This window comes from Gryllotalpicola reticulitermitis, assembly GCF_042651345.1.
Taxonomy (GTDB): Bacteria; Actinomycetota; Actinomycetes; order Actinomycetales; family Microbacteriaceae; genus Gryllotalpicola; species Gryllotalpicola reticulitermitis.
In genome coordinates this window covers 408057-421922 of the sequence record NZ_JBHSCN010000005.1, presented here as the reverse complement: position 1 = coordinate 421922, position 13866 = coordinate 408057, and the positions used below count along the sequence as shown (strand labels likewise).

8 protein-coding genes and 1 tRNA gene are annotated in these 13866 nt (G+C 67.3%); 3 read left to right on the top strand and 6 right to left on the bottom strand.

All coding sequences use genetic code 11. The annotated features are described in order from the left end of the window. Positions 1–5 precede the first annotated feature (5 nt). A complete protein-coding gene (locus tag ACFOYW_RS09120) occupies positions 6–1163 on the bottom strand; it encodes an acyltransferase family protein (RefSeq protein ID WP_390228604.1) in 1158 nt (385 codons plus the stop codon). A gap of 127 nt (positions 1164–1290) precedes the next feature. Here ACFOYW_RS09120 and ACFOYW_RS09115 point away from each other — a divergent pair. After that, positions 1291–1377 (top strand) — tRNA-Ser (locus ACFOYW_RS09115). Positions 1378–1740: 363 nt separating this feature from the next. Here ACFOYW_RS09115 and ACFOYW_RS09110 read toward each other — a convergent pair. The 3 genes from ACFOYW_RS09110 to ACFOYW_RS09100 all read right to left on the bottom strand — a co-directional run bounded on the left by ACFOYW_RS09110 (position 1741) and on the right by ACFOYW_RS09100 (position 3297). Beyond that, on the bottom strand, positions 1741–2244 hold the full coding sequence (locus ACFOYW_RS09110) for a GNAT family N-acetyltransferase (RefSeq protein ID WP_390228603.1): 504 nt from the start codon (positions 2242–2244) through the stop codon (positions 1741–1743). After that, on the bottom strand, positions 2241–2507 hold the full coding sequence (locus ACFOYW_RS09105; RefSeq protein WP_390228601.1) for a type II toxin-antitoxin system TacA family antitoxin: 267 nt from the start codon (positions 2505–2507) through the stop codon (positions 2241–2243). Before ACFOYW_RS09105 ends, ACFOYW_RS09110 begins: the two co-directional genes overlap by 4 nt. Positions 2508–2898: 391 nt before the next feature. Beyond that, entirely contained in the window at positions 2899–3297 is a 399-nt protein-coding gene (locus tag ACFOYW_RS09100) for a hypothetical protein (RefSeq protein WP_390228600.1), read from the bottom strand. Between ACFOYW_RS09100 and ACFOYW_RS09095 the strand changes: the two genes are divergently transcribed. Next, a complete protein-coding gene (locus ACFOYW_RS09095) occupies positions 3188–8218 on the top strand; it encodes an RHS repeat-associated core domain-containing protein (RefSeq protein ID WP_449267385.1) in 5031 nt (1676 codons plus the stop codon). The two genes, ACFOYW_RS09100 and ACFOYW_RS09095, sit on opposite strands and share 110 nt — an antisense overlap. A gap of 529 nt (positions 8219–8747) precedes the next feature. Next, on the top strand, positions 8748–9035 hold the full coding sequence (locus ACFOYW_RS09090) for a hypothetical protein (protein ID WP_390228598.1): 288 nt from the start codon (positions 8748–8750) through the stop codon (positions 9033–9035). Between the two features lie 448 nt (positions 9036–9483). Here the strand turns inward: ACFOYW_RS09090 and ACFOYW_RS09085 are convergent, their stop codons facing one another. Both ACFOYW_RS09085 and ACFOYW_RS09080 read right to left on the bottom strand, forming a co-directional pair. Beyond that, positions 9484–11958 (bottom strand): glycosyltransferase, encoded by a 2475-nt coding sequence (locus ACFOYW_RS09085; RefSeq protein WP_390228597.1) that lies wholly within the window; start codon positions 11956–11958, stop codon positions 9484–9486. 38 nt (positions 11959–11996) lie between these two features. Then, complete coding sequence (locus ACFOYW_RS09080; protein ID WP_390228596.1) at positions 11997–13838, bottom strand: glycosyltransferase family 2 protein; 1842 nt, start codon at positions 13836–13838, stop codon at positions 11997–11999. Positions 13839–13866: the final 28 nt, after the last annotated feature.

Genomic DNA, 13866 nt, shown 5'->3' with positions numbered 1-13866 from the left:
GTGGGCTATGCGCGAGCACTCAGTGCGAGCTGGGGCTGCGCGTTCGCCCGAGCCCGCGCTTTCGGCCGGGGGATCAGCGGCATCAGGCGCCGTTCGACGACCCACGCGCACGCAACCGTGAGCGCCACCATCGGCGCGAACGCCTCCCACCCGAACACCCGCGACGTCTGGATGACGATGGGGTAGTGCAGCGCATAGATGCCGTACGAGATCGACGCGACCCAGGCCCAGACCGGCGCCCCGCGCAGGGCAAGTGTGGCGAGCCGCGTGCGCACAGGGGTCGCCAGCACGAGCAGCAGCCCGAGCGCGACGCCGAAGTGGCGCACCATCAGGAACGGATAGTTGGTCGGCCCCTGCCAGCCCTCGACGACCCAGCTGCCGACCGCGGCGAGCGTCAGGGCCCCGAGCCACACCGCTTCGACCCGAATGCGACCCAGCCGGATTCCGCCGTCGAGGTGCGCCTTCGCCGCCGCAGCTCCCGCCCACCACAGCGCGAAGTAGGCGGTCACGAGGGAGAAGTGATTCGGCGCCGCGATGTAGCTGAGGTACGCCGCCACCGCGACTGCGCCGACCAGATGCCGCGTGAGCTGCGGCGTGCGGCGCCACAGCACCATGACGAGCGGGAAGATCGCGTAGAAGAACACCTCGTACGACAGCGACCACAGCGGAGCGTTGCCCAGATAGGCTCCGCTGACGATCCCCGGCTTCGCGGTGAGGTCGTCGAGGCTCAAGACGGTCGCGAGCGCGCTGCGCCAATTCGGCGGCCTGCTCACGACGCCCACGGCCCACACCGCCGTCGAGACGCCCATCGCGATGAGCACGAGCGGGTAGATCCGCCGCAGCCGGCGCAGATAGAAGGAGCGCAGGTCGCCCACGCGATCGGACTCGTTGGCGAAGATGACGAATCCGCTGAGCAGGAAGAACACCATGACGGCCTCTTCGCCGAACGACAGCACCCACGTGAGGGGCGCCGGCATCGGCAGCGTCGTCGACGTGTGGTGCAGCATGACGTAGATCGCACTGCACGCACGTGCCGCGTCGAGTCCGGCGCGGGCTCGCGGCGACAGACGCGGGCGGTGGCTGCGGCCGGCCGGCCGGGGTGCGGGCTGAGCGGATGCCTGGGGCACCGCCTCGGAAGTTCGCTCCTCAGTTGCAAGCTGCATTCGATCGAGCCAAACGTGCCGACCTGAGCGTTACCTAAACGTGACATTTCCGGGCCGTACAGGTTGGCCCGGGCTGAGGCTACGGCCGATTGGCGCTCTCAGGCATCCGTCACGTAAACTCGACCCCGGTACCGTGTCCGAGCGGCCGAAGGAGCATGTCTCGAAAACATGTGATGGTGCAAGCCATCCGTGGGTTCAAATCCCACCGGTACCGCGTTGGTACAAAACCCTCGATTGTCTTGATTCTACCGGCATCGGGGGTTTTGTTTTGCCTGCTACAAATGCGACTTCACAACGGATTTCAGAACAATGGATCCGGCTCTTGCCTCATCTAAGGCGCTCCGCCACGGCATCCAGGTCGTAGCGTTTCGCTCTCGGCACATATCCGCACACATTGTCCGAGCAGATCGGCTCAGTCGCTTCGAAGCTTGCGCCATGGCCATCGAGTTGGGCTGCGAGAGATGAAGATATTCATCGGTCGGGCGCAGCGGGGATGTTGTGCGCCCTACGAACACGAAGGTTGGGATAGCGGGTGTTGCGATTAATTGCGACGATCTCGTCGCCGTCGCGACACCCGTCAACCCGCCTGATTGACCAGAGCGTCGAGCGGCAAGTAGAGGGTGCGCGGATTCGCGGGCATCGCTCGGAAGCCGTATCTCAGGTAAAACCCGGCCACATCATCGTCGATCGTGTGCACGATGAGCGCCCTGGCTCCGACCACCTGGGCGGCGCTGATGGTGCGCTGCAGCGCGTCTTTAAGGAGCGCTGCGCCGAGGCCCTCGCCTTGGTATCGCTGGTCGATCGCCAGGCGACCGAGCAGGATCACAGGCACGGGATTTGGGGCGTTCCTGCCGAGCCTGCCCCCTCCTATCTCAGCTTGGGCGACCGAATGGGCCGATAGGCAGTAGTAGCCGGCCACCGCGCCCGGCTGCGTGTCGACGACCACGTACGTGCGTGCCGTCTTGCCGTGCTCCGACTTTGCCGCTCGCTCGCTGAGCCACTCGTCGAGCGCGCGCTTGCCGCTACTGAACCCAGCGACGTCGTCGCCGGGTTGCAGGGGGCGCGGACCCTCGAAATTCAACGCTCGAGAACCGAAGGCTCGCTCAGCAGCTCAAGGATCGGTGCGGGCACCGGCGTGGGGGTATCAAGAGCCGTGAGGAACTCGTCCCATGCTTCGGGCGACAAGCTCAGCGTCTTAGAGCGATAGATCGCCTCCGACGCCCGCTCCATGACCGCGGTCACCGTGAAACCAGATGCCGTGGTGCCTTCAAGCGAGGCAGCCTGCTCGATGGTCGCCTTCTGCTCGGCGGTCAATCGAAGGTCCAGCCGCTCGCTTTTGCTCATAGGTCAAATGTACGGTGTTTTGCCGCCAGTCGCACCCCCGCGGGTACATTGGGTGCTCCACAGTAAAGACGCCCCCGTCGCCGACGGCGCAGGCAGGTTGCGCTGACTCCGTGTCCGACCACGCCTCATCGTGAGTTGCGAGTCGGCAACGATGACCCCAGGTGCCAGAGTCGGCGTAGGCATCCAGGGTCGCGCTGGCGGATGCGTCCATGTCCAGACGGCCGCAGGAACCGGTTCGGAAGCAGCCCCAGTTGCATAGCTTCCGAATAGTCCGCGCCAGGAAAGATGATAGACGATCGTCTACCCCAGTTTGGGGGAGTGTTTTTGAGAATTCGATAAAAGATAGCTTCGCCTCGGCGCGTGGTTGCACGTGGCACTGAGCGGGGCTCGGCTAGTTCCAGGGCGGGGGCGTTGTGCGCTCGAAGACACGGCGGCGGCTCGGTTCCGTCTTGCGCACGCTGGGACGGCGAGCTCGGTGGGCGGCTGTGCCACTGGTTGTGGCTCTTGTTGCCGGGTTGCTGGTGGCTGTGGCGCCGTCGGGTCCGGGGTTCTTGAGCGTCTTCGCGCCGGAAAGGGCGCATGCCACGACGGCGCATGTGACCGGTACGGCGGGGTTGTTCGTGCCCGCGTCGGGCAGTCTGTTGAACACGACGAACGGCACGGGCGGGTATTCGACGCCGATGCCGGCGAGCACGGCCCGCACGGTGCCTGTGGAGGGTGCGGCGGGTTTGCCGTCGTCGGGGGTTGAGGCTGTCGAGGTGTCGATCGTCGCGTACAACTCGACGTCCACGGGCTGGTTGGACGCGGCGGCCTCGAACGGGTCGCTGACGGTGGTGATGACGTATGACGGGGGCGGGATTCCGGATGCGACGAACTCGGCGATCATCCCGGTGGGGTCGGATGGGAAGATCCAGTTCCGGGCCACGGTGCAGACGGATCTGACGGTGTCCGTGGAGGGGTATTTCACCGCCGGTGACGGGACGACGGCGCCGGGCGGGTACGTGCCGATGAACCAGGTGAAGGTCGCGGACACCGAGACGCCGGTCGCCGGATCGGGAATCCCGGCCGGCAATCTGGTGGGCGGGAAGACCTACACGCTGAACGTGGGCGGAACGAACGGGATCCCCGCGGATGCGACGGACGTGTTCATCGACTTCACGGTCGGGAACTCCACGTCCGCGAATGTGGGGCTGAAGGCGTATGCGGCCGATGCCACCACGCTGCCTCCGGGGGTCGAGTATTTCGAGCCGGTGAGCTCGGGTGAGGTCACTGCGTACGCGGCGGACGTGCAGCTGAGTGCGTCCGGGCAGATGGACATCGCCGTCTCGGCCAGCAGTTCGCAGTCGGTGCTGCTGCGCGCGTGGGTGGAGGGGTACACGATCCCGGGAACCTCGGCCGGGTCGTTCACGCCTGCTTCCGGGCGCCTGCTGGACACCCGCACGACGACACCCGCGCACGTGGGCGCGCACTCCAGCGTGAAGGTGCAAGTGGACGGCGCGGCCGGCATCCCGCCGCTCGGCTCCGGCGTCTCGGCCCTGGCGTACTCCTTAACGGTGCAGGACTCGACCGCGGCGGGTGCGGCGATCGCGTGGCCGGACGGGCAGACGATGCCGGCCGGGGATGACCTGAGCTACGACAATGATGTGCGCTCGAACATGCAGGTCACGAAGCTCGGCACGGATGGCGCGATCGACATCTACAACAACTCGAACGCCGCCGCCGACTACACCGTCGACCTCCAAGGCTGGTACACGGACGCCGGCGGCGCGATCCCCGCAGCCCAGACCACCACCAACGGCACCGTCACGCTGCAAGGCACCGAGGCATCCGGCGGCGGTCAGTATGTGACGTATGAGTACGAGGTCGGGTCGTCCGGCAGTTCGTGGGCGCCGGTGCCGGTGGCGGATGTCTCGGCGGGCAACTCTGCGGATCCGGTGCCGTCCTCGTGGCCGGTGGCGGCGATCAACTCGGGACCGGCGTACGCGTTCGCGCCGTATGAGTGGAACGTCGGCGAGATGCTCGACTACACGGCAGGGACCGTGCAGGTGGAGGCGTGCTTCGGCTCCTCGGCCACCGCGCCCGGCACAGTGTGCTCGCTGCCGCAAAACCTGACGTACTCGCCGGGCGGGGATGCGTCCTCGGCGTTCGGGCCGGGATCGGTTGATCTCGGCGATGGCGACCTCACCGTGCCCGCATCTGACGTGAGCGTCAGTGGCGGCACAGGGGATCTGAGTTTGGGACGTACCGCCACCACGCTGCATCCCGCGGCGGCCACCGGCGATGCGACAGGAGTCTTTGGTCCCGGCTGGACGGCCTCGCTGCAGGGACCGTCCGTAGGCGATGCGAGTTTAACGGTGACGGGCACGCCGGCTGCAGGGACGCTCGATTTCACGGATTCCTCCGGCGATGACTCGGCGTACGAGGTCGTCGGCAGCACATCCTCGATCACCTACCCAACCAAGCTCGCTCCGGTCGGCAGCGCGGCCAGCAGCGGCGACATAGTGACACTGCTCACGTCGACCAGCGTGCAGATGCAGGACCCAGACGGGTCACTGACTGTGTGGGACTACAGCAGCACGACCGGCTCGTGGTCAGTCCAAACGGTGCAGGCGGCATCCTCGTCTGCCGACACGACCTACGACTATTCCGGCGTCCTGGTCTCGCAGATCACCGCGCCCGCGCCGGCCGGGATTACCTGCGCCGCCGCTTCGGCGGCGACGACGGTGGGGTGCCGCAGCCTGGAACTCACTTACTCCACCGAGCCTGCCGGGTCGGGCACGGAGAAGGTGCTCACCTCGGTGGCCCTTGCCGCCCCGCAGACCAGCGGCGCATCCCAGGTGCCGGTGGAGACATACACGTACAACGCGGCCGGGCAACTCGCGTCCGCGACGGACCCCCGCACGGGCCTGACGATGAGCTACACGTACCTGTCGGGCACGAACCGGCTTTTGACGGTGACTCCGCCGGGGCAGAGCGCGTGGACGATCGGCTACAACGCGGCAGGCCAGGCCGTCACGGCCTCACGCGCGGACCCAGCGGGGGGCACCGACACGACGACGGCGGTTTACGGGGTGCCCCTGTCGGGATCAAGTCTGCCGGATCTGACGACGAACACGTCGACTGGGGCGCCGACGTGGGATGAGACGCAGGACGTGCCGGTGACCGCTGCAGCAGTCTTCCCGCCGTCGCATGTACCGGCGGGGCAGACGTCATCGAGCGTGTCCGCCACCGACTGGCGGTGGGCGGACCTCGACTACCTGGACATCAATGGCCAGCAGGTCAACGACGCCAACTATGGGGACTCGCAGTGGCTCGTCGACACCGATCAGTACGACTCCAGCGGCAACGAGGTCTGGTCCCTCACTGCCGGTAACCGGGCTATCGCTCTCGGCACCCAATCCACCACGGATACGTCCCTCACCAGCGGATACGCCGCAGGGAGCGCGCGGGCTGCGGTGCTGGCGTCGCAGAATCTGTATAACGCGCAGGACCCGTCGGAGGAGCTTCAGACGCTCGGCCCGTTGCACCCGATGACGTTGCCGGACGGCACGCAGATCGAGGGGCAGGACGAGACCCAGACGACCTATGTGACCGGGTCCGGCACGGATGCCACGACCGGCGACTCGTACACCTACGACCTGCCGCAGATCGTGACGGCCACCGCATACGAGCCGTCGAGCCCCACGACCACGTTCGCCTACCCGGACACCACGACCACCACCTACGGGTACGCGGCCATCGGGTCGATGACCGTGTCAGGGTACGAGCTGAACCAGTCGACCACTACGACGGTCCAGATGGGTGCGGCTCCGAGCTCCGCAGATCTGGTGACGACCGACCAATACAACGCGCAAGGCGAGGAGATCGCCTCGAGCCTGCCAGCGGACACCGCACGTACCGGACCCCAGACCCAGCTGACGACGTACTACACGGCCACCGGCTCAGGGGCATGCGTGAACGCCGCCGAGGCCGGTGAGGCATGCCAGACCACCCCTTCCAGTCAGCCGTCTACGGGGCAGTCGCTGCCGGTGACGACCTACACCTACGACCAACTCGGCAACGTGCTCACCCAGAAGCAGGTATCCGGCTCCATCACCCGGACCGTGACCGATACCTACGACGCGGCGGGACGGATCACGAAGTCGCAGACGTCGGTGACCCCGGAGGACGGCGCCGCGCTGCCGGCCGTCGCATACGCGTACGACAGCGCGACCGGCGCGCCATCGGCCGCGACGACCGGGAGCGGCAGCACCGCGCAGACCATCACCCAGGCCTATAACAAGCTCGGTGAGCAGACCGGCTATACCGACGCGAACGGGCAAACGACGACGACCGCCTATGACGTGGACGGGAACCCGACGACGGTGACCAGCCCAGTCGGCACCACGACGTACACCTATGGCACTGATACCACTTCCAGCGGCGCGGCGGAGTACCGGGACGTCGTCACGGGCGAGAACATCAACGTGTCCGGGCAACCTTCCGCATTCACCGCCTCCTACGACGGGAACGGGAACCTCACCAGCGAGACCTACCCGAACGGCCTCGTGGCGGCCACCAGCTTTGACGAGAACGACCAGGCGACCTCTCTGGCGTACACACTCGGCTCCTCGACGTGGATGACGTTCACCGCGACCAAGGGCGAGGGCGGCCAGACGGTCGCGGAGACGAGTCCGGGCGGGGCCGACACCTACAGCTACGACGCGGATGGACGGCTGAAGCAAGAACAATCCACGACCGGGGACAGCAGCGGATCTTCGCCGGTGTGCACGACGACGCAGTACAGCTTTGATGCCGACAGCAATCGCACCGGGCTGACCACCTCAACCCCGACGTCGGGCGGGTGCGGTACCGCGCAGACCGCGAGCAGCATGTCGAGCACGTTCGACAGCGCGGACCGGATCACGAACACCGGGTACACGTATGACGCGCTCGGCCGCACGCTGACAGTGCCTTCCACGGACGCGACGTCGTCTACGGCGTTCCCAGGCGCGACAGGCACGCTATCGCTGACGTATTTCGACAACGACATGGCCGCGACCGAAGCACAGGGCTCCTGGTCGATGAAGTACACGCTGGACCCGCTGCAGGACCGCGTAGCGACGGCGACGGCGACCACCGGGTCAACCTCGACGCAAACCGTCAACGACTACGGCGACAGCAGCGACAGCCCCGCGTGGTCGACCACCGGCAGCAGTTGGACGAGAGACATCACCGGCCCGGACGGGCAGCTGGATGGGACCGTCAGCCAATCCGGAACCGTGACTCTAGACCTCTCGAACCTGGACGGCAGCGAGGTCGCCACCGCCGCGGACGCCACGACTGACACCGGCATCATCACCAACAGCTACGCCAGTTACGGCCCCTTCGGCACCGCGACCGATGCGATCGCGGCAGCGAGCGCCGGCTACGGGTGGGAAGGAGCCGCCCAGCGCTCCGCGGACAGCCTTGGCGGCCTACTCCTCATGGGCGCTCGCCTCTATAACCCCGAAACTGGCCGGTTCCTCACCACTGATCCGGTATACGGCGGCAACGCCAACCCCTACATCTACCCCACCAATCCGATCGACAACACGGATCTGACTGGCAAATTCAGCGCCAGGACACGTGCCCGGGCACGATCGGTCGCAAGTCAGCTGTCATGGCTTCAGTGGCTAGCGNCGTCGCCCGCTCCTTCAACTCAACGCTGTACTTCCTCGGTGCTGCCATGACTCTCATCCTTCACAGGTTCAAGAGCCCCCACCGAACCCGGGGCGCTTCACAGCGTTGTTAGTTGCCGACGCGGAAGCGGAGCCGCTAACTGTCGCGCGCTCGGGGCGGAAAATCTATGGCGCGTATGTAATCGTGGAGCAGGGGTATGGCGACTGGGTAAAGGGCGACGACGTCGAAGAGTGTGCGGCATACATCCTCGCCTGGTTGCAGACGCGAAATTTAGTGCGCGAACAGGGGTGGGCCGGCCCAATCGAGTTGACCGGTTGGTGGCACGGGCGGACAGCGCCGACGTTGTCTGCCTGTGCGGTCGCCAGCGAAATTAGTCAGCGCTCAGCCTTCTGCTCGGACGGTACCGACGACCTCGTCTCCAAAGACGGGCGTCGATCACTTCGGCTGACGGTCGACGGACCTCGCCTGCTTGTCGACCTCGAGGGCGTCCGAGTTGCCTTTCCGCTCGCGCGAGTCGGAGTGTCGGCGGCTGCCGCTTTGGGCGTGGCGGACGGTTTCTCCGAAGGGGCGGACGAGTAAGTGGAGAAGGGCCGTGAGGTACTTGGACTCGAGAACGAACGGTCTGCCGCCTCCGCGCGTACGCTCGCGGCTGCGTGCAGCGCCGCCACACATCTTGCCGACGTGCGGTCGGCGCCCGAAGAGAACCAACTGCGCGTGATCAGCGACCCGGGTGTTTTCGCTGCGTATGAGGGGCAGGTTGCCGACCAGTTGCCGAGCACCCACTCCAGAGAGCTGGAAGGCGCGATGGTGCTCCGCACTTCACCGAGGGTTCAAGCGGTCACGCTTGATGAAGTAGGGGAAATTTGAACACGGCGGCCCGATTGGCGTGCCCGCAGCTTTCTCTTGCGTTGCTGTTCGTCGTGGGTGGGGCGGCGCGCCGAGCGCAGTGGTGCGTGCCGGCCCACGCGGCAGGCCGGATGACGCAAACGGGCAGCTTTAGGGAACACCGATAACGGTGTCCTCCTCTGCTGGTTTCACCACGCACAAATCGACTCAGGGCCATGGCACGTCCGCACGCGAGACGGAACACCCCAGACCCGCTACGGCGCCGTCGGGAAACAGCACGAGTGGGCGCCCGCCGGCAGCGGCGCCGCTGCACGCATTCGCGCACGCGCCAGCGACCTACCACCCGATTGACTCGAGCAGACACCCCGACGGCCGCAGCATCCGTGATGGCCGCCCGACATGACACTCGACTTGCGCGGGTACGGGGACGAACCCGTCACCGGTCCCCGAACACCTGGAGGAGGGCCGCTCAGTTGCGGCCGAAGCGCGTGAGCACCTTGTCGGCGACAGTGCGCACACCGCCGTTGCGCACGTAGTACACCGCACGCTCCAGGTCGTGCCGCAGACCCCGCTTGCGCACGTGGACGACCGGTGCCGACGCCGGACGACCGGCGGTGAGATCACCCGCCGCGACCAGGTCAGGCGCGTGCCGAGCATCCGCCACGAAATCGACCAGCGGCTGCAGCACGGTCTGCCACCGGAATCGCTTCGCCACGCGCGCGACATTGCGGCGCGCCGCGGCCGCGAACCTCTCGTCGTACAGCACCTTCTCGAGCGCGGCCACCAGACCCTCGACGTCCTCCGCGCCGACGACGACGCCGAGCTTCTCCTTCTCGATGAGCTCGGCGAAGTGGTCCCCCGCCGTCACGACCATGGGCAGACCGGCCCAGAGGTAGTCGAGGATCCGAGTGCGGAACGAGAACGTCGTCTCGATGTGCTCGTAGTGGGTGCTCACCCCGGCATCCGCCTCGAGCAGATAGTTCTGCCGCTGCGCATAGTCGACCCACGACGCGTTGAAGAACACGTTCTTGTCAGCGACACCCAGTTCGGACGCGAGCGCGCGCGACGTCGCCACGATCTCCATCTCGGGCACGCCCGGGTGCGGATGCTTCGTGCCCTGGAAGAACAGCCGGACATCGGGATGCGTCTTCGCCAGCTCGGCGACCGCACGGATCAGGGTGTGCGGATCGAACCAGTTGTACAGGCCACCCGACCAGAGCAGTACCTTGTCGTCCTCGCCGATGCCGGGCAGCACGCCCTTGAGCACCTGCTTCTCGTGCACCGGCGGCTCGCTCGAGAGGCCGAACGGCACCGTCGCGATGAGCTTCGACAGGTCGGGGTTGCCGCGGTAATTGAGCGGGTTGATGCGGCCGAGCGCGGCGAGCTGCCCGATGAAGAGGTGGCGCTGGCGCTCCGACGCCGCAAGGAAGAAGTCGCCTCGGGCGAGCTGCTGGTTGAGCACGTTCGTTGCGTCCGAGACCGCGCGGCTCCACGCCTCTTCGCCCTGCCCCTTCGCCTGTTCGAGCTGCTCGAGGTGCATCGGGTCGTAGACGTCCGCGACGACGATCTTCGACGTCTTCTCGATCGCCTCGAAGAGCGCCATCGCGAGGCCCTGGAAGATGATGACGTCGGCCTGCTCCTCGAGCCTGCGCATGTGCGCCTGGTCGCCGAGGCGCACGTACTCCAGCTGGAACGGCGCCGCGTAACCGGCTTCCACTCCGCCGAACGAGGCGAGCGTGACCTGCGCGACGGCGCTCAGCGCTTCGCCCATGTTGAATGCGCGGATGGCCGGCCCGGCCATCTTGCTGCCGATGGGGTCGCCCGTGACGATCAGCACTCGGGTCGTCGTAGGGCCCCCGACGGGGAAGGCGCTCATGATCGCGTCATAGCCTTTCAGGTAGTTCTCGGCCCCGAAGCTCGGGGCATCCGTCTCGCCGAACAGCGGCCAGATGAGGTGATCCGGTACGACGCGCGCGTGCTGGATCTCGACGCGTGACTCGACCAGGCTGGGCAGCTGCTCGACGAACTGATCGATCGCGAAAGTGCCGACCAGCAGGTCCTTCGGGACCGTGATGTCGGCCCCGTCGTCCGCGCCGCGGCGCAGATCGAACTGGTCGGAGTCGACGCCGGCGCGGGCCGTCGCTCGGCGCACGGCGAGTGCCATCGCCGCAGGCAGCGCGTGCGCCAGCTGCTCGTCGCCGAGGTTCTTGTAGAGCGTGTAGAGGGCGTTGCGCTCGAGCAGGTACTGCTCCTTGAACGCACCGTACGACGACATCGATGCGTGGTGCTTGTGGTACGCGGTCGAGGCCGGCTCATAGACGAAGCGCCACCCGGCCAGGTTGAGGCGCCAGCCGAAGTCGACGTCCTCGAAGAACATGAAGAAGCGCTCGTCGAAACCGCCGAGCGACTCGAACACGCTGCGGCGCACGAACATGGCGCTGCCCGTGCCGAACAGCACGTCATGCGCGGCCGGTTCCGCGCGCGGCAGCCGTTGCGCGGTGAGCGGCTTGTAGCCCATGCCGAACCACGTCATCGCGGCGCCGATGAAGTCGACCCGCTCGCCGTCCCAGTCGAGAACTCGGGACGCGACCGCGCCGACGCCCGGCTGCTCGAACCGCGCGACGGCCCCGCGCACCCAGCCCCCCTCGGGTTTGGCGTCGTTGTTGAGGAACGCAAGGTACTCGCCGCGCGCGTGGGCGACGCCGAGGTTGCAGCCGCCGGCGAAACCGAGGTTCTCGCGCGACTCGACGAGCACGATATCGGATGCCTCGGCGCGGAGCCGTTCGAGGCTCCCGTCGCCCGACGCGTTCTCGACGACAACGATCTCGAGGCGCTCGGCCGGCCAATCGACCTCGCGCAGGCGGGTGATCGCCTCGAGCGTGTCATCGGTGCCGCGGAAGTTCACGAGAACGACCGACACGACTCCCGGTGCGACCGCTGGCATGCGCCCGAGTCTATCGGCGGGCACCTGTGCGGCCCGGCTCAGACCGCGGTGCGCGCCGCATGGATGAACGCAGCCAGCAAGTCGGCGATGCCGCGCTCGTAGAGCTGTGCGGCCGTGCGCAGGGCGTTGTCGGCGAGCTCACTGACGATCCGCGGGTCGGACAGCACGCCGTCGAGCAGAGCGGCCGGGTCGGCCTTCTTGTCGAAGGTGATGGCGTTGAGCCCGTCGAGCACGTCGTACCTCGTCTGCTCTTCGGCCGGCCCGACGAACACGGCGCCGCGGGACATCGCGAGCAGCGGGACCGCGCTCGTGGCATCCGTCACGAACGACACGACCGCGACGGGCGCCGCGGCCGCGAGCGCGTCGAGCGCCGCCACGCTGCCGCGCGGGTCGTCAAGGTGGACGACTTCGCGCGCGTGTTTCTGCGCGACCGCCGTCACCGCGGCCGCCTGCGCGGGCGTTCCGCCGAGAACGACGACGGGAGCATCGGGGCCGGCCGGTGCCCCGTCGCGAGCGGGCGCGAGCGCCGGAACGATGCGATGCTGCACCTCCCACGCGCTCTGCGCGGTGACCGTGCGCGCCGTGAGCCGATCAGAGGCGATGTAGTCGAACTCGGGACGATACCCGGCGATGATCCGGGCCCGCTCGGGGGCGGTCGGCGCGTACCGGGCGGTCTCGACACCGGGCAGCAGGTAGATCGGCTTGCCGTGAGCGAGACTCGCGAGCCACGCGGTCGGCTGCGCTCCCCAGTCGCAGCACACCTTGATGCTGTCGCGGCCCTCGAGTTCGGCCACCACCCGCTCGTTCACGAGCTCCGCGGGCACGTCGTGCAGCATGGCGGTGATGCCACGCTCCCCCAGCCGCGCGACGACCGTCTCGACATAGCGCCGCCAGACGGCATCCGCGCGCTCGGAGACGAGGAAGTCGACCTCGAACGGCGTCGCGATCTCGCGGCGCAGGAACTGCGATTCCCAGCGACGCCAGAACAGCCGCATCGACGCGAGCTCGCGAGTGCCCTGGCTGTACCCGCGCGACGCGGATTCGTGATGGATCGCGAGCGCGTCGGGCTGGTAGTAGCAGCGGATGCCACGCTGCCAGGCTGTGAGCCCCCAGTCGACGTCTTCGAAGCCGAGCCAGTACCCCTCATGCAGACCGCCGACTCGGTCGAACGCCTCGCGCGTCACGTACGTGCACGCGCCCGAGACCGAGCGGTTGTAGCCGCCGACGCCGGTGACGGGATCGAGAGGGCTGCGACCGACGTAGAGGTGGCCGAACCACTGCGGCGCGAGCACGCGCGCGTAGTACGTGCCGCCGTACTGAATCGTGCCGTTGGGGTAGATCAGGCGCCCCGAGACCATGCCGATCTTCGGGTCGATCGCGTACGCGCTCGCCATCAGCGCGTCGAGCCAGCCGGGCAGCGTCACGATGTCGCTGTTGAGGACCACGATGTCGCGATCGGTCGGCACGGCGCTCATGCCGCGGTTGACCGCCTTCGCGAAGCCCTCGCGCTCGGGCTTCAGGATCACCTCGACGCGATCGTTCGCGAGGGTCTGGAGTCTCTGGCCGTTGGCCTCGTCCGCGAAGTCGTCGACCACGATGACCCGGTAATCGAGGTGGCTCGCGGTGTTCTCGATGCTCTCGAGACAGGTGCGCAACAGCTCGTAGTCGTTGTAACTGGGGATGACGATCGTCACAGGCCGACCGTGCGCGGCCGTCCACTGGCGCCACCGCGGGTTCTCTCCGAGGCCGCGAGTATGGCGTGCATAGTGCAGCCGGCCGACGGCACGCCGGCCCGCTTCCCTGATCGGCTCGGGCAGCACCCGAGCACCTCGCAGAATCCCTCCGCGGGCCACTCGCTGGATCATCTCTCCGGCGGCCATGCTCACTCCCCCTCAGTCTGCGGGCAAC

What these genes read in the sequence shown, in the direction of transcription:
- ACFOYW_RS09105 (WP_390228601.1), bottom strand. Translation starts at nt 2,507, where the DNA reads ATGAGCAAAAGCGAGCGGCTGGACCTTCGATTGACCGCCGAGCAGAAG.
- ACFOYW_RS09085 (WP_390228597.1), bottom strand. Translation starts at nt 11,958, where the DNA reads ATGCCAGCGGTCGCACCGGGAGTCGTGTCGGTCGTTCTCGTGAACTTC.
- ACFOYW_RS09120 (WP_390228604.1), bottom strand. Translation starts at nt 1,163, where the DNA reads ATGCAGCTTGCAACTGAGGAGCGAACTTCCGAGGCGGTGCCCCAGGCA.
- ACFOYW_RS09080 (WP_390228596.1), bottom strand. Translation starts at nt 13,838, where the DNA reads ATGGCCGCCGGAGAGATGATCCAGCGAGTGGCCCGCGGAGGGATTCTG.